Origin of the sequence: Acholeplasma oculi (genome assembly GCF_900166985.1) — a bacterium.
Taxonomy (GTDB): domain Bacteria; phylum Bacillota_I; class Bacilli_A; order Acholeplasmatales; family Acholeplasmataceae; genus Acholeplasma; species Acholeplasma oculi.
The window spans coordinates 579,125-594,235 of record NZ_FUZK01000001.1 but is presented as its reverse complement, the minus strand read 5'-3'; the positions used below and the strand labels follow the sequence as shown (position 1 = coordinate 594,235).

General features: G+C 31.0%; 15 protein-coding genes and 2 tRNA genes. 13 read left to right on the top strand and 4 right to left on the bottom strand.

Going from position 1 to position 15,111, the window contains the following annotated elements:
* Position 1 precedes the first annotated feature (1 nt).
* The 5 genes from kduI (at position 2) to B5X49_RS02855 (ending at position 3,858) form a co-directional block, all read left to right on the top strand.
* Positions 2-838, top strand: a complete 837-nt coding sequence (gene kduI, locus B5X49_RS02875; RefSeq protein WP_045749666.1) for a 5-dehydro-4-deoxy-D-glucuronate isomerase — start codon at positions 2-4, stop codon at positions 836-838.
* A 19-nt stretch (positions 839-857) separates the two neighbouring features.
* On the top strand, positions 858-1,631 hold the full coding sequence (gene kduD, locus B5X49_RS02870; protein ID WP_045749665.1) for a 2-dehydro-3-deoxy-D-gluconate 5-dehydrogenase KduD: 774 nt from the start codon (positions 858-860) through the stop codon (positions 1,629-1,631).
* Between the two features lie 66 nt (positions 1,632-1,697).
* Positions 1,698-2,264, top strand: a complete 567-nt coding sequence (locus tag B5X49_RS02865) for a DUF402 domain-containing protein (RefSeq protein ID WP_045749664.1) — start codon at positions 1,698-1,700, stop codon at positions 2,262-2,264.
* A gap of 11 nt (positions 2,265-2,275) precedes the next feature.
* On the top strand, positions 2,276-2,806 hold the full coding sequence (locus B5X49_RS02860) for a phosphatidylglycerophosphatase A family protein (protein WP_045749663.1): 531 nt from the start codon (positions 2,276-2,278) through the stop codon (positions 2,804-2,806).
* A 323-nt stretch (positions 2,807-3,129) separates the two neighbouring features.
* The gene (locus tag B5X49_RS02855) at positions 3,130-3,858 is read left to right on the top strand and encodes a hypothetical protein (RefSeq protein ID WP_045749662.1); all 729 of its coding nucleotides are present in this window, start codon (positions 3,130-3,132) and stop codon (positions 3,856-3,858) included.
* Between the two features lie 397 nt (positions 3,859-4,255).
* Here B5X49_RS02855 and B5X49_RS02850 read toward each other — a convergent pair.
* A tRNA-Gly gene (locus B5X49_RS02850) sits at positions 4,256-4,330 on the bottom strand.
* Positions 4,331-4,438: 108 nt separating this feature from the next.
* On the opposite strand from B5X49_RS02850, the gene B5X49_RS02845 reads away from it, so the two are divergent.
* A complete protein-coding gene (locus tag B5X49_RS02845) occupies positions 4,439-5,566 on the top strand; it encodes a M50 family metallopeptidase (protein WP_045749661.1) in 1,128 nt (375 codons plus the stop codon).
* A gap of 35 nt (positions 5,567-5,601) precedes the next feature.
* Here the strand turns inward: B5X49_RS02845 and B5X49_RS02840 are convergent.
* Positions 5,602-5,675 (bottom strand) — tRNA-Thr (locus B5X49_RS02840).
* Between the two features lie 258 nt (positions 5,676-5,933).
* Between B5X49_RS02840 and B5X49_RS02835 the strand changes: the two genes are divergently transcribed.
* The 6 genes from B5X49_RS02835 to B5X49_RS02810 all read left to right on the top strand — a co-directional run bounded on the left by B5X49_RS02835 (position 5,934) and on the right by B5X49_RS02810 (position 11,319).
* Positions 5,934-6,131, top strand: a complete 198-nt coding sequence (locus B5X49_RS02835) for a cold shock domain-containing protein (protein ID WP_045749660.1) — start codon at positions 5,934-5,936, stop codon at positions 6,129-6,131.
* Positions 6,132-6,219: 88 nt separating this feature from the next.
* Positions 6,220-6,951, top strand: coding sequence for a Fic family protein (locus tag B5X49_RS02830; RefSeq protein ID WP_045749659.1), 732 nt, complete (start codon positions 6,220-6,222; stop codon positions 6,949-6,951).
* A 53-nt stretch (positions 6,952-7,004) separates the two neighbouring features.
* Positions 7,005-7,856 carry a S1-like domain-containing RNA-binding protein gene (locus B5X49_RS02825; protein WP_045749658.1) on the top strand — a complete coding sequence of 284 codons (852 nt, stop codon included), beginning with the start codon at positions 7,005-7,007 and terminating at the stop codon, positions 7,854-7,856.
* Positions 7,849-9,270, top strand: coding sequence for a proline--tRNA ligase (gene proS, locus B5X49_RS02820; protein ID WP_045749657.1), 1,422 nt, complete (start codon positions 7,849-7,851; stop codon positions 9,268-9,270). The genes B5X49_RS02825 and proS overlap by 8 nt, the downstream gene beginning before the upstream one ends.
* A 620-nt stretch (positions 9,271-9,890) precedes the next feature.
* Positions 9,891-10,553 carry a DUF6088 family protein gene (locus B5X49_RS02815; RefSeq protein ID WP_045749656.1) on the top strand — a complete coding sequence of 221 codons (663 nt, stop codon included), beginning with the start codon at positions 9,891-9,893 and terminating at the stop codon, positions 10,551-10,553.
* Positions 10,534-11,319, top strand: coding sequence for a nucleotidyl transferase AbiEii/AbiGii toxin family protein (locus B5X49_RS02810; protein WP_045749655.1), 786 nt, complete (start codon positions 10,534-10,536; stop codon positions 11,317-11,319). Before B5X49_RS02815 ends, B5X49_RS02810 begins: the two co-directional genes overlap by 20 nt.
* 506 nt (positions 11,320-11,825) lie before the next feature.
* Here B5X49_RS02810 and B5X49_RS02805 read toward each other — a convergent pair.
* A complete protein-coding gene (locus B5X49_RS02805) occupies positions 11,826-12,602 on the bottom strand; it encodes an alpha/beta hydrolase (protein ID WP_052670104.1) in 777 nt (258 codons plus the stop codon).
* Positions 12,586-12,828 (bottom strand): membrane protein insertion efficiency factor YidD, encoded by a 243-nt coding sequence (yidD, locus tag B5X49_RS02800; protein WP_045749654.1) that lies wholly within the window; start codon positions 12,826-12,828, stop codon positions 12,586-12,588. The genes B5X49_RS02805 and yidD overlap by 17 nt, the downstream gene beginning before the upstream one ends.
* 173 nt (positions 12,829-13,001) lie before the next feature.
* Here yidD and fusA point away from each other — a divergent pair, with 173 nt between their 5' ends.
* Entirely contained in the window at positions 13,002-15,059 is a 2,058-nt protein-coding gene (gene fusA / locus B5X49_RS02795; protein ID WP_045749653.1) for an elongation factor G, read from the top strand.
* Positions 15,060-15,111: the final 52 nt, after the last annotated feature.

The window sequence follows — 15,111 nt, the reverse complement described above, 5'->3', positions numbered from 1 at the left end:
AATGAAATTAGATATCCGATATAATAATCATCCGGAAGATTCAAAAAAATATGACACGAAAACCCTTAGAGAACGTTATTTAATCGAAGAGGTTTTTACAAAAGACACATTAAACTTTACCTATTCACACCATGACAGAATTATTGCTGGTGGTATTATGCCAGTTGAGAAGACAGTAGCACTTGGTTCTACAAAAGAACTAGGTACGGAATACTTCTTAGAACGTCGTGAAATGGGAATTATCAATGTGGGTGGTGAAGGTTTAATTATCATCGATGGTGTATCCTATAGTATGGTACATAAAGATGGAATATACATTCCAAAAGGAACCAAAGAGGTCTTATTTAAATCAGTAGATGCTAACAATCCGGCTAAATTTTATATGAACTCATCTCCAGCACATAAAGTACTTCCTATTGTACATATTCCATTTAGTAAAGCAAATCCTAGAAAAATAGGAGATCCAAAGAATTTAAATAAGCGTACGATTTATCAGTATTTAAATCCAGCTGTTTTAGAAACTTGTGCACTTCAAATGGGATTAACTGAACTTGAAGAGGGTAATGCATGGAATACAATGCCTGCTCATACACATGATCGTCGCATGGAAGTATATTTCTACTTCAACTTATCGAAAGATGATGTTGTCTTCCACTTAATGGGTGAACCAACAGAGACAAGACATATCATTTTAAAAAATGAACAAGCAGTGATTTCTCCTTCATGGAGTATTCACGCAGGGTTTGCAACATCTGCATATACATTTATTTGGGGTATGACAGGTGAAAATCAAACATATGATGACATGGATTTTGTAAAATCCACAGATTTAAAATAATAGAAGGAGCGTAATTAAAATGGCATACATCGATAAATTTTCATTAAAAGGTAAAGTAGCACTTGTTACTGGAACATCCACTGGTCTTGGACAAGGTATTACACTGGCTTATGTTCAAGCAGGTGCTAAGGTTGTAGGTGTGGATTACATGGCTACACAAGAAGATACTCAAACAAAAGTAAAAGCATTAGGTGGAGAATTTTATCCACTTCAAGCAGACTTAATTAAAGCAACACCAAGTGACTTAGTTAAACTTGTTGAAAAAGTTGTTGAAGTCTATGGTAAACTTGATATTTTAGTCAATAACGCAGGTATTATCAAACGTCAAGATTTATTAGAGTTTTCAAAAGATAATTGGGATTCTGTCATGGCGATTAACTTAGATACAGTATTTTTCTTAAGTCAAGCAGCAGCAAACCAATTTGTTAAACAAGGACAAGGTGGTAAAATCATTTCTATTGCCTCTATGTTATCTTATCAAGGTGGAATTAGAGTACCTTCATACACTGCTTCTAAATCAGCAGTTAAGGGTATTACAATGGCATTTGCTAACGAATTAGCAAAATACAATATCAACGTAAATGCAATTGCACCTGGTTATATGGCAACAAACAATACACAAGCATTAAGAGATGATGAATCACGTGCAGGTCAAATCTTAGAAAGAATTCCTGCAGGTCGTTGGGGAACACCTGATGATGTTGCTGGTCCAGCAGTCTTTTTAGCAAGTGAAGCAGCATCCTACATCAATGGATTTACATTAGCTGTTGATGGTGGTTGGTTATCACGTTAATAAATTAAATCTAATGAAAATACACTCTCTTTCATGTATAATGACATGTAAAGAGGGTGTTTTTTGATGATAAAGTTAAAGACGGGAAAGAAAGTACAAATACATGGTTATAAACATGATGGTAGTTTACATCGTGTTTGGACAAACTCCATAGTCATAGAAGATTGTAAAGATTATTTAGTAACAGGTAATTTAAAGACGAAAGTGATTGAATCTGATGGAAGAAGTTGGTATACTAAAGAACCAGCACTTTGTTACTTCTTTGAACGAGAATGGTTCAACATTATTGCAATGTTCAAAAAAGATGGCATTCATTACTACTGCAATATTTCAAGTCCATATACTTATGATGGGGAAGCTATTAAGTATATTGATTATGATTTAGATTTAAAAGTATTTCCAAATGGCCGTATGATTGTACTTGATCAAAAAGAGTTTGAACAAACATCACAATTGATGTCTTATTCAGATGAGATTAAAAAAATCGCTTTAAATGGCGTATTAGAGCTTAAAAGATGGATAAAGGACAAACATCATCCTTTCGATAATGTGTGCCTAAATAAGCATTTTGACAGTTTTAAGAAGATGTTAGGGGAATTAGAAAGTGTTGAGTACACAAAAAATAAAAAATAAGGGGTATAGTTATGAGTTTAGAACGTTTTGAAGAAATGAAATATGACTTAATTGTCAAAAGATTAAAGGACCGTGGTGTGGAATTAATGGATATTGCACTGATCACACTTGAGTTACAAAAACCTTATGTTCCAGGAATTACGATAGAAATTTGTATGGATCATGTTAAAAGAGTATTGGTTAAAAGAGAAATTCAAAATGCAGTACTTACAGGTATTGAACTAGATGTATTAGCAGAACAAAAGAAATTATCAGAACCACTTTCAACTTTATTATTAACTGATTTTGGATTATATGGAATCGATGAAATACTAGCACTTTCAATTGTTAATGTGTATGGTTCTATTGGATTGACTAATTTTGGTTATGTGGATAAAGTTAAACTAGGAATTATAAAAAAATTAGATACTAAAGTAGAAGGTGAAACGCGTTGTAATACATTCTTAGATGATTTAGTTGGTGCGATTGCTGCAGCAGCTGCAAGTAGTGTTGCTCATAAGTATGTTGATTTAAGTAAAGTGATAGATGCTTATAGAGAATAATCTATAAATTCAAAGATTTAAATTTGAACTAAAGAACCATTTAAAATAAAAAATAAGGACCCATACATACTGTATGGGTCCATTTTTAAATTCATATGGAGCCGGTGAGGCGGATTGTATGAAATCCATCTGTTTTTCAATGCCTTTGTGAACATGAAAGTGCAAAAATTCAGAAAAATTTCATATATTACAATATTTATGAACTTAAAAAAATAGCATTGCATTGTATCATTTTGAATTTCAGGGCACAATTTTTCTAAAACGAATATGTTATAATAAAAATGAATCGATTGAGTTAAAGAATTTTTGGGGGTAAAAAGTATATGAATGAGATTCAAATTAAAAAAAGTAACGTTATTTTTCTTTATGTCAAAATCCTAATGATTATTGGTTTAGCCTCTGGTTTCTTCCCGGGTATTATTTATTTAATCGCGTATTTTAATTTCAAGAAGAATAAAGAAATGAATGAAATACCAGTAAAAACAGTTGTCGTATTGATTATTTATAATTCTATTATTACAATGGTATTTGTTGCAATTATTCTTATTAATTCAGTACAAGCACCATTCGAATTTATTCCATATACTGTAGTTTTTGGTGTGATTTCACTGTTTGTATTTGGGTTACCACTTATACCTTTGCTTCAACTATATCAATCTACGCAATCTGTGTATGAAAAACTAATCTACAGCATCATTTTATTAATAGGGAGTATATTATTATTTGGAACAAGCACTGCTAATTTTACATATATTTATATGCGTTCAAATTATGGGCATGATTCACTTATTGATGATTTATTTGGATTGCTACAATTTACTGCTATTGTTGGTATTATTTATTCAGTAACCATTATTGTAATGGAAAGTATAAAAAACCATAGATATAAAGTATTTGATAATAGAGAAGAAGCGGATAAATACTTTAAAGAATTAAAGGAACAAAAAAAAATATCTAAACAGTTAATGAAAGAACAAAAAGTTCAAGCGAAAAAGAATAGATACATAGCAAAATTGAAAAAGTTGAAACAACAAAATAACAATATAGAATAAATTAATATATATTGAAATTCAAATTTTGAAACAGATTCAACTTAGAAATTTTGGGTTTAATAGGATGTCACAATAAAATCAATTGAACAAGATTTCTTGAATTTAGGGTGAAAAAATGCTGTTTAATAATGATTTCATGCTGAACAATAGATTCAAATAACAGAAATACAAATCTTTACCACCTAGAAAAACTATTCTTTGATATAGGAACACTTATTTACTTTATTGATACATAAGTTGAATAGATTTATCTGAGTAAACAGAAGGTTATTACATAAAAATCTAGATAATATGAGATAATAAAATGATTTTGTATAAATAAAAAAGTTTCCATTATCTTAATCTAAGGCGATATAAACCGCTTTTTTAAGTATTTGGAAACTATTTCAAAATTTCATGGAGCCGGTGAAGGGAATCGGACCCTCGTTTCATCCTTGGCAAGGACGTGTAATAACCATTATACTACACCGACATCGTGCTTTATTATGATATCAAACTTCATACATACTGTCAAGACAGATTTTAACAAAAAAATAAAAATGTGTTTTTTTTGATGATATAATAGAGAAAGAAGGAATGGATGATTATGAAGAAGCGATTTATAGGTATTTTTATTTATGTACTTTGTGTCATAATAATTGGATTTTTAGTAACGATGGGAATCTATGAAGGGTTTTTTGAATTTGTATTTCAAGGGATATCTTATTTTCCATGGTATATACATTTTTTATTCATTCTTGTTGCATTAAGTTTAGTGATTACTGTTCATGAACTTGGACATTTTTTCACATTTTATAAATATGGAATTCATGTAAAAGCAATCTACATTCTATTTATCGCATTTGTAAAAGAGAACCGATGGAAAATAAAGTTTATTCCAAAATTCTTATTATTATTTGGAGGAATTGTTATTCCTGATCATGTAGTTATTGACTCAGATGAGAGAAAAGAACAGGTTATCCAAATATTTAAAAAGGTTTTAATTGCAGGACCGAATACATCACTTGTTTATGGTGTATCCTTAGTGATGATATGGTTTATAAGCTTATGGTTTAATGTAAATCATTTAAGTGGTATCTTATTTACATTTATGATGACTACAGCTTTGATGACTGTATTGGTGGTCCTATCGTCTAGAATATCTAGAGGTTCATTGTATGGAGATTATGCAGCAAAAAATGCACTAAGTCAAAATGAATCCTTTACATTATCTTATTTACTTCAAATTGCCTCATTTATCAAATATGATGAAGCAAGTTCAAAATATTTATTTAAACTATGTGCTACCTACTTAGAAAACACGCCATATAGACAAGATCAAACCTATCAAGCTATATTATCATTCTACTTAGAACAAATGACTTTCTATAGAGAAATTGGTTCAACAGCAATCGATCAAAAAATTCAACAAATGATTTCAAGACTGCCAAGAAATGAAGATGGACTTAATTTATATACTCAAATCATATTTTATAAAAAGTATTTAAAAGATAATGAAAAGGTGAATCAGTTATTAAATATCCAATTTAACAAACGATTTAAAGTCAAAGAAGATGTTATGGAATTTTATTTAAAAATGATTAACCATGTATTGAAATTTAACGATGAGGCACTTTACTTTTCAAAAGTTTCTGCACATGAGCTTAAAGATTTATCCTTTATCTATGAACCACTGCATTTAGATTTTAAGATTATGGAAATAAAATAACCACCAATTCTGGTGGTTTTAAATTATTCTTATAATGGTGCCCAATGCAAGAATCGGACTTGCGATTCATCCTTACCATGGATGCGTGATACCACTTCACCAATTGGGCATAATTTAACATGCAAAAAGATTATAACAAACTAAAAACATAAAATAAAGACCTAAAGCAGAAGAAAATGACAATTTCTTTGAAATATCCCACTTTTTTGACAAATTAAGTTATTCCATGTCATCGTAAATAAATTAAACGATGGCTTTACATGGCTCTTGATACGATTTATATTATTTTAGTTGTTATTTTTAAAAATAAAGTGTATAATGATTTCAGACGTAAAAGTCTAGATCTAAAGAAGGAGTATTGCATTTAATGAAAGGTACTGTTAAATGGTTCGATGCAGGTAAAGGCTATGGCTTTATCACTGCAGACAACGGAAAAGATGTATTTGTTCACTATTCAGCTATTCAAACTGATGGTTACAAATCACTAGCTGAAGGCGACCAAGTAGAATTCGAAATTAAGACAGGCGATCGTGGCGACCAAGCTGCGAACGTTTCAAAAGTTTAATTCGCTTAGGTAAAATACAAGAGGTTTAGTAATAAACCTCTTTTTTTTGTGCAAAATTTGGTATAATTTAATAAAAGGGGCGATAGACATGAATCAAGATTTATTAGAAGTTGATAAATTACATTTCAATGAATTAAGAGAACAGGTTAGTGTCGAAAAATTTCAGTTATTGTTGAAAGAGTTTATCAACAAATTTACATATGAGTCCATCACGATAGAAGGTAAGAATGCATTATCGTTTGAAGATGTATGTCATTTACTTGAAAAAGAGATCATAACTACCAAACTACCTGAACGTGAACAAAAGGAAGCACTTAATTATTTTAAAACATTTCATTACGTATTTAAACTCGTTACTTCGAGAAGAAAAATTAATGAAGAGATTTTAAAAGATCTTCATGAGATGTTAGTCGATGGGATTTTTGTAGGTGGTCAGTATAGAAAAGTGAACATTCAAATTAAAGAAAGTATGCACCAACCACCTGACTATGTTAAAGTATATGACAGAATGGCAAAGTTTTTCTATGATCTAGATAACTTTAAAGGTAGTGCAGTTTCAAAAGCAGCATTTGCGCATGCACAAATATTTAAAATCTATCCATTCCTAGAAGGTAATGGTAGATTGGCTCGAATGGTACTTAATTACATCCTTATGTATGATGGATATATGCCAATATCCATACCTATTGATGAAAAGGAAGTCTATCTTCAACATATCGATACATTCAAGGTTGAAAAGGATTTATCACCTTTTGAAGAATACATTCGAAAAATACTCTTAGAGTCTTATGAACATTACATTCAAATGTTAGAAAACTAAAATCCTGATTCAGGATTTTTGTTTATTATGATATAATTTTAGTAGGTGAAAATATGGCATTAAAAGTTGGAAGAATAAATGAATTACAAGTTGTTAGAAAAACAGATATTGCTTATTTATTAAAAAATAAGGATAATGAAGAAGTTTTTCTACACGTCAATGAATCAAACCACCGCATCCTAACTCCGGGGAGTTATGTTGATGCATTTTTATATTATGATGCTAAAGGACGTTTAGCAGCAACACTTCAAGAACCTATCATTACAGAAGGTAATCCAGGTATATTAGAAGTTGTATCTGTTAAACCAGGACTTGGTGTGTTTTTAAATTTAGGAATATCTAAAGACGTTTTACTTTCTAAAGACGATTTAGGTGAAGATGAATCTTTATGGCCCTTAGTGGGTGCTAAATTGTTTGTTGAACTCAGAGTGAAAACAAAAATAACAGCAAGATTAATCCCTTATCATGAATTAAGAGTCATCGTTGGAAACTTAAATATCGGTGATGAAGTTGAAGGGTTTATCCAAGAAATTGGGAAAATTGGTTATTTTGTTATGACGGATGAAGGTAATGTTATTTTAGTTAAACGCTCTAATTTAAGAGGAACTCATCGTTTTGGAGATCGTATTACAGTTAAAATTACTTATGAAACACCTAATGGTTATGAAGGTAACTTAAGTGGATTTAAAGAAGTTTTAAGAGTGGATGATTCTAAAATGATTATGGATTACTTAATTCAAAATGGCGGTGAAATGCCTTTGACAGCAGATACAGGTAGTGAAGAAGTTACTCGTGTATTTGGATTGAGTCGAAAAGCATTTAAACGTGCATTAGGATTATTATATAAAGAAAGAAAAATAGAATTTAAGGATAATAAAACATATTTGGTGAAAAATCATGAGTAATAAAAAATTAGTTGAACAAATCACATCAAGAGATGTTGATTTTAGTCAGTGGTATACGGATCTTTGTTTAAAAGCTGAATTGATGGACTATAGTGATGCGAAAGGATTTATTATTTATCGTCCTTTAGGTTATGCAATTTGGGAAAATATTCAAAAGTATTTAGATGCTGAGTTTAAGAAAACAAAGCATGAAAATGTTTATATGCCAATGCTTATACCAGAATCATTATTCCAAAAGGAAAAAGACCATGTTTCAGGATTTGCTCCTGAAACGGCAATGGTTACGACCACAGGTGTTGAAGATCTATCAGAAAGATTGATTATCAGACCTACATCTGAGGTTTTATTCGGTACACATTATAGTAAAATTGTTAAATCATATAGAGATTTACCAAAGTTATATAATCAGTGGTGTTCTGTGGTACGCTGGGAGAAGACTACCCGTCCATTTTTACGTGGAAAAGAGTTTTTATGGCAAGAAGGTCACACAGTTCATGCAACCGCTAAAGAGGCTAAAAAAGAAACTTTAGATATGCTAAAGATTTACAAAAAATTAGGTAAAGATTTATTAGCAATTCCGTTTGTTACTGGTAGAAAAACAAATAAAGAAAAATTTGCAGGTGCTTTAGAGACTTATGCGATTGAAGCATTAATGCATGATGGACAAGCACTACAATCAGGAACTTCTCATTATTTTGGTAATGAATTTGCTCATGCATTTGATATTAAGTTTACGGATGAATCCAATCAACTTAAGTATGCTTATCAAACATCTTGGGGTGTATCCACACGTTTGATTGGTGCTGTGATTATGGTACATGGTGATGACAATGGACTTGTCTTACCTCCATATGTTGCACCAACACAAATTGTTATAGTGCCTATTAAACCAAATGATGAAGTGCAAGCTGCAGTTAAAAAATTAAGTAAACAACTCAGTAAAAAGTACAGAGTATTTGTGGATGATAGTTCAAAATCACCTGGATGGAAATTCAGTGAACATGAGATGAAGGGTGTACCTCTTCGTATTGAGGTGGGTCCAAGAGACTTAGAACAAGGTTTAGTGGTTGTAGCATTCCGTCATACACATGAAAAAGTTACAGTTCGTTTAGAAGATGTTTCAAGTTTCGTTAAAAATGGATTAAAGAAGATGCATGATGATATGTATCAAAAAGCACTTGATCATGCACAATCTAGAACCTATACAACAACGAATTATGATGAGTTTAAGTCTTATCTGAAACAAGGTGGATATATTAAAATGTCAGTTTCTGGTGAGGATGCTGAAATTAAAATTAAAGAAGAAACAGGAGCAACTGCTCGTGTCATCTTAAAAGAACCATTATTATCAGAAATATGTCCTGTTACAGGTAAAAAGGCAAAACAAACCATATTGTTTGCTAGAGCATATTGATCATCTAATTTTAAAATCCTCTTTAAAAATCAGTGTGATAAATGCAAATAGTGCTTTCTAAAATCATGTGGTAAACTACCCCTTTCAATTATTTTGTGGTAGTCAAAAGGGCACTTTGAAGTGCCCTTTTTATTTTCTGATAATCTATAATTACAATTAATTTTGAATGTGTATATCTTTGTTGATTGAATATAAAACCCTATTTCTAAATCTTGTAAATTTTCTAATTAAGAACATGATATGACAATTTAAAAAGCAAGCATAAAGAACACATCAATAAAAGAGTGAAAAAAATTTGTATCTATATCAAGAATGAATTTCTAAATAACATAAAGTAAACATTAATAGAAGATATATTGTAATTTACTAAGGAGAAAAACCATGAATACCCAGATACCAAAATGATCCATTTTTCTTTAAGTTGAGAATGGGTCATTTTTTACATACGTAGCTGCTCACAATCTATTGAGTAATATTTCAATTTTTTCATTGAAGGTTTTACCTTGGCTAGCATTTAATTAATGAAATATGTGACAATATTTCATACAACACATGAAAAAAAGTCACAAATTTCAAAACTTGTGATATAATGAGTTTGAGATTATGTTTCGGAGGTATGTATGGGAAATTTAAGTCTTATCGATAGAATATACGATTTCATTAAAAGTAGTTATAAGAGTGGACAGCCATTTTTTTTAAAAGATTTATACAAGCATTTCCCCGAAATAAACGATGGAACGATTAGAGAGTCCATTCGAAGACTCATCGATAAAGAAAAAATACTGAAGGCAAAAAATGGGGTTTATGAGTTACCAAATCCTAATAGAGTTCTAAAATCACATGTAGTTAATATATCCAACGTGGTAGAACAAACATATCTAAAAGACAAAGAGAATAACATAATTGGGTATAGGAGCGGTATAAACTTTGCGAATCAATTAGGATTGACTTCACAAACAGCAAGTGTTGAGGTTGTATACTCGAATAATGTATCAAATAGGAAAAGAGAAATAAAATTAAACAAGAGTAGATTGATTATAAATGCACCAAGAATTAAAGTCACAAATAAAAACTACAAACTACTTCAAATATTAGATCTTTTAACAGAGTTTGAAAAATATAGTGAATATGATTTAAAACAAGTAGAGTCAAAAATCTTGTCGTACCTATCCGGTATTAAACTATCACCTGATCAACTTGAACGAATCGTAGAAGCTTATCCACTAGCAGCACAAGTGAAATTCTACAAAATCGGAGGCGCCAATGTTATTACACAAAGATAAAGATGTTTTTAGGGAATTAGTCATTGCAACAGCAAGTGATTTGGGACTTGAAAACTTCCAAGTTGAAAAAGATTATTATGTATCACTTTTCCTAAAAGAATTAGCGAAACGTGAATCCAATATCACTATCGTGTTTAAAGGGGGAACATCTCTATCAAAATGCTATTCCATCATTGATCGCTTTTCTGAAGATATCGATTTAACGGTGCAGTTCAAAAATGCAAAAGTCACGCCAAGTGAAAGAAAACAACTGAAGAACTCAATATTAGAAGTCATTAAAGTGCTCAATATGTCTTTACATAACGAAGAAGAGGTTCGTTCAGGAAGAGATCACAATGAATACCATATTGGATTTGACAATATTTTTGATGGAGATGGGGCAATGGTTCCACACATCATTGTGGAAACAATTGTTGTTTATCGACCATATCCTTGTGTAAGTCTAGATGTCAGCAATTATGTAACCAAATATTTGACTAAAGCAAATGAGAATCAGTTAATTATAAAATATGAATTAGAACCATTTAAAATGTTGATTCAATCTGTAGAAAGAACATTCATTGATAAACTTTTTGCTATATGTGACTACCACTTAGAGGGTAAATACAATCGGTATTCAAGACATATTTATGACATTCATATGATTTGGTCCAGTGGGAAATTGAACATGGAACTCATGGCGGCTATCGTTACTGATGTAACCAAAGACAGACAACGCTATGGTAATCGAAATTTATCTTGTCAACCAGGAGCAGAACCTCATTAAATTCTAAAAGAGATTGTCGAACGCAACGTATATGAAAATGATTACAGGGAAGTAACCTCTAAATTCATTTATAAAATGGTTGATTACGGTGATGCAATCAAGAGTTTGACTGAAATAATCGATTTAAACATTATCCCTAATCACATTGAAACATTCTAATTTAAGTTATAAAATCAATATCTAGATCGGGTTTTGTGTTTTATATTATTTGGTGTTTTCTTAGTCTATATATGTCAATTAATACACTCTCTCTAGAAAATCTCCTTTGATAAGCCGCTTTTAAAGAGGTGCTAAATCGTATTAAGGTCCTTTAACTTAACCGAAACACATATAAATCAGTCAAAACATGTATTAAAAAAATGACAAAACAAACCATATTGTTTGCTAGAGCATATTGATCATCTAATTTAAAATGGATTTTAGTTAACGTGGCTATTCATATAGTCACGTTTTTATTTATATTTGGATTTATAAAAAAAACACTGGATAAATTCATATCCAATGCATTATTTTCTATTGATAAATTGTAGAAATTCACTCATTTGACTTGCCCAGAAGGGTTCGTTGTGTCTACCACCATCATATACTTTATAAAAGATATGTTTTGAGGAAGATCTCAATGATTTTTGAATTTTCTTTGTTGTTTGAATGTAGCGTCTGTTCTGTTTAGCATCAAGTGTTCCAGATTCGTTAGAACCACACGTGATATAAAAAGATTGTTCAGGAGATGCTCTTTTAATATTTAATAATGCATCGAGTCCTGTTTCATTCCACCAAGCAGAAGTTGAAAAGAGTCCGATATGTCCAAATACATGAGGGTAGAATAAACCACCATATAAGCTGATGAGTCCACCCAGAGAAGATCCTGCGAGTGTCGTATATTTTGATTCTTGTTTGGTTGGATATTTTGAATCAATCCAAGGTTTCAATTCTTTTACGATAAAATCAATATAGCTATCACCATAGTAAGGTACTCTTAAGTCATCTGGATAGGATTCATATATTTTGGAATTATCAAATGGTGCATATTCATCCATTCTAAATTTTGTATGATCAATACCTACGATCAGTGTAGGTTCCATAAGACCTGCCTTCATTAATCGAAGTGCTTGTGTATGAATATCCCATATCTCACCAACGTAAGAAGATTCTTTAAAAAATAGGTTTTGTCCATCATGCATATAAATGACTTGGTAAGGACCATTAAAATTTTCAGGTATAAATACACTAAAAGTTCTTTTTTGTTTGAGTATCTTAGAAGTAATCTTATGTACTTTGATCATGTTTCTTACCTTTCTTTTTAGGAACTGGGTCATACTTTGGTTTAAATAATGGATTACATGTAAGAATCCTTTTTGAAGTCAGTAAAGTTGCATACAAAAAGTTATGAGTCTCGTAAGCCTCAACTGCATAATGACTACATGTTGGACTATGTCTACATTTATGACTTTTTATAGGTGATAAAGTTTTTTGATACCATTTAATGGCTTTAATTGCTAATTTTTTCATACCATAAATATTATACTATGATTTGTGTAATTAAAGACAATCACATGATTAACATTATAAATAACAAAAAATAAAGATTGGATAAAAAAATAAATACCATATTAATTGATTAAAAATAGATGTATGTTATAATAAAAGTACAATGTAAACGCATACAAATCAAGGAGGCATTTATGAAAGATTATGGAACAAGGGACCTTCGAAACATCGCACTTCTCGGTCATTTAGGTAGTGGTAAAACATCACTAACTGAAAGTCTATTATTTGTTTCGAAGGTTACAAATAAAAAAGGAGAAGTGGAAAAAAAGACAACAAAGTCTGATTTTATGGTGGAGGAACACCAAAGAGGCTCCTCTATGCAAACATCTTTAATACCGATTGAATGGAATGACTGCAAACTTAACTTTCTCGACGTACCTGGTAATGATGAACTCATCAGTGAGTTATACCATGCGCTCGAAGTTGTTAAGGGAGCAGTCATTTTAATTGATGCGACTAAAGGTGTAGAGGTAGGAACTGAGCGTGTTTGGACAGAAATCAGAAAACGACATATACCTGCAGTGTTATTCATTAATAAGATGGATAAAGAAAATATTGATTATGAAAAACTTCTAGAAGATATTCGTACTAAACTAGGTAAACGTGCAGTTCCATTTACTTATCCAATTGGTCGAAAAGAAGATTTTGAAGGATTTGTAAATGTTGTTGAGATGAAAGCCAGAATCTATAATGGAACAACGTGTGAAGATGCTGATATTTGGGAAGAAAAACTTCCTAAAGTTGAACAATTACGTGAGATGATTATGGAATCTGTTGCAGAAACTAGTGAAGACCTATTAGAAAAGTATTTAGGTGGAGAAGCTATTTCTGAGGAAGAAATCAAAAAAGCTTTACATGAGTCTATTTTAAATGGTGAAATCACACCGGTTTTAGTCGGTTCTGTAACAAAAAATATAGGTGTTCAAACATTACTTAAAATGTTGATTGATTTTTCACCATCACCGAATGAATTAAAAGAATTAGAAGCTAAGAAACTGGATAATAATCAAATAGTTAAAGTAAAAACTGTTGATACAGAGCCATTTAGTGCATATGTCTTTAAAACAATGGTTGACCCGTTTATTGGTACAATCTCATTCTTAAAGATAAACTCAGGAACGATCAATGTAGGCGATGAAGTTTATCATCCTCAAAGTGATTCGTTAATTAAAATAAATCAATTATTAACTTTAATTGGTAAAGAACAAATTCCATTAACTAAAGCAATTGCTGGTGATATTGTAGTTACTACTAAACTGGATAGTTTAAGAACTGACGATACATTAAGTGATCCAAAATTCAAGATTATGTTTGATAAGATTAAACTACCTACAGTCGTTATCTATAAAGCCATACATCCAACAGATAAAAACGATGAAGATAAAATATCGATGGCTTTAGGAAAAATTAATATAGAGGATCCGTCTTTTGATATACAACGAAACAAAGAAACTGGACAACTTTTAATAGGTGGTTATGGATTATCACATATTTCATATATTACAGATAGAATGAAAAATATGTATAAAGTTTCTGTGGTATTTGATGATCAAAAAATTGTTTACAGAGAAACCATTAAGAAAAAAGGTGAAGGTGAAGGTAAACATAAGAAACAATCCGGTGGTGCAGGTCAATTTGGTCATGTACGTATTCGATTTGAACCAAGTGAAAAGGATTTTGAATTTAGTGAAGAAGTATTTGGTGGAGCTGTTCCAAGAACGTATTTCCCAGCTGTTGAAAAAGGATTGATTAAATCATTTGAAAAAGGACCATTGGCAGGATTCCCTGTAATCCATGTAAAAGCAACACTCTTTGATGGATCTTATCACTCTGTGGATAGTAATGAAATTTCATTCGTATTAGCTGCAGACTTAGCGTTTAAAGCAGCATTACAATCGATTGAACCAACAATTCTAGAACCTATTTTAAAACTTACAATTACTGTAAAAGAAGCATATGTGGGTGATGTTATGGGTGATATGAATAAGCGACGTGGTCGTATCCTAGGTATGGATCAAAAAGATGGTTATACAGTGATTGAAGCAACTGCTCCTGAAGCTGAAGTTGTATCCTATGCTATTGATTTAAAAGCAATGACTCAAGGTAGTGGTCGATTTGAAAGAAATTTTGATCGATATGAAGAAGTTCCAACACATTTAATACCTAAAATTATTGAGCAATATAAAAAGTAAATGATTTAAATTCATACTACTATAAGTAGGGTGAATGATATGTATACGTGTA

Bases quoted from the DNA above. Each gene is read 5' to 3' on its own strand.
- B5X49_RS02810 (WP_045749655.1), top strand. From the start codon at position 10,534: ATGTTATTACACAAAGATAAAGATGTTTTTAGGGAATTAGTCATTGCA.
- B5X49_RS02830 (WP_045749659.1), top strand. From the start codon at position 6,220: ATGAATCAAGATTTATTAGAAGTTGATAAATTACATTTCAATGAATTA.
- kduD (WP_045749665.1), top strand. From the start codon at position 858: ATGGCATACATCGATAAATTTTCATTAAAAGGTAAAGTAGCACTTGTT.
- kduI (WP_045749666.1), top strand. From the start codon at position 2: ATGAAATTAGATATCCGATATAATAATCATCCGGAAGATTCAAAAAAA.
- B5X49_RS02845 (WP_045749661.1), top strand. From the start codon at position 4,439: ATGATTATGAAGAAGCGATTTATAGGTATTTTTATTTATGTACTTTGT.
- B5X49_RS02860 (WP_045749663.1), top strand. From the start codon at position 2,276: ATGAGTTTAGAACGTTTTGAAGAAATGAAATATGACTTAATTGTCAAA.
- proS (WP_045749657.1), top strand. From the start codon at position 7,849: ATGAGTAATAAAAAATTAGTTGAACAAATCACATCAAGAGATGTTGAT.
- fusA (WP_045749653.1), top strand. From the start codon at position 13,002: ATGAAAGATTATGGAACAAGGGACCTTCGAAACATCGCACTTCTCGGT.
- B5X49_RS02825 (WP_045749658.1), top strand. From the start codon at position 7,005: ATGGCATTAAAAGTTGGAAGAATAAATGAATTACAAGTTGTTAGAAAA.
- B5X49_RS02835 (WP_045749660.1), top strand. From the start codon at position 5,934: ATGAAAGGTACTGTTAAATGGTTCGATGCAGGTAAAGGCTATGGCTTT.
- B5X49_RS02815 (WP_045749656.1), top strand. From the start codon at position 9,891: ATGGGAAATTTAAGTCTTATCGATAGAATATACGATTTCATTAAAAGT.
- B5X49_RS02865 (WP_045749664.1), top strand. From the start codon at position 1,698: ATGATAAAGTTAAAGACGGGAAAGAAAGTACAAATACATGGTTATAAA.
- yidD (WP_045749654.1), bottom strand. From the start codon at position 12,828: ATGAAAAAATTAGCAATTAAAGCCATTAAATGGTATCAAAAAACTTTA.
- B5X49_RS02855 (WP_045749662.1), top strand. From the start codon at position 3,130: ATGAATGAGATTCAAATTAAAAAAAGTAACGTTATTTTTCTTTATGTC.
- B5X49_RS02805 (WP_052670104.1), bottom strand. From the start codon at position 12,602: ATGATCAAAGTACATAAGATTACTTCTAAGATACTCAAACAAAAAAGA.